This window comes from Pseudomonas sp. EA_65y_Pfl1_P113 (assembly GCF_963970525.1).
GTDB lineage: Bacteria > Pseudomonadota > Gammaproteobacteria > Pseudomonadales > Pseudomonadaceae > Aquipseudomonas > Aquipseudomonas tritici.
The window spans coordinates 1-445 of record NZ_CAXAQM010000616.1; the positions used below are offsets into that span (position 1 = coordinate 1).

At 65.6% G+C, this 445-nt stretch carries 1 protein-coding gene; it reads right to left on the reverse strand.

Annotated elements, in window-relative coordinates; genetic code table 11:
• Positions 1-142: 142 nt before the first annotated feature.
• A partial coding sequence (locus tag AACY52_RS31380) for an aldehyde dehydrogenase family protein (RefSeq protein ID WP_339561554.1) occupies positions 143-445 on the reverse strand: 303 nt, incomplete at its 5' end.

Here is a 445-nt window from a genome sequence, read left to right on the forward strand (position 1 = left end):
CAAAAGCCGCTGCCGCCCAAGCACCATATCGTGCGCGAGGGCGCGAGCTTCACGCTGAAAAGCTTCAGCCCGCCCGCCCGCAAACCGGCGTAACGCCTTAACCGATCATGCGCGGGCGGCTAGGAGCCGCCCGCGCTTGGGGTCAGGCAGGCTCGCCGATCACGGTCTTGACTTCCATGAAATCGGTCAGCCCGAACTTGCCGTTTTCCCGTCCATTGCCCGATTGCTTGTAGCCGCCGAACGGCGCGCTGCCGTCGGGGCTCCACGAATTGATCGTCACCAGCCCGGCGCGCAGCCGTGGTGCGATCTTGGCGGCCTTGGCGGGATCGCCCGAGATCGTTGCGGACAGGCCGTAGGGCGTGCCGTTGGCGATCTTCACCGCTTCCTCTTCGGTGTCATAGGCGATGATCGTGGCGACCGGGCCGAACACTTCCTCCTGCGCGAT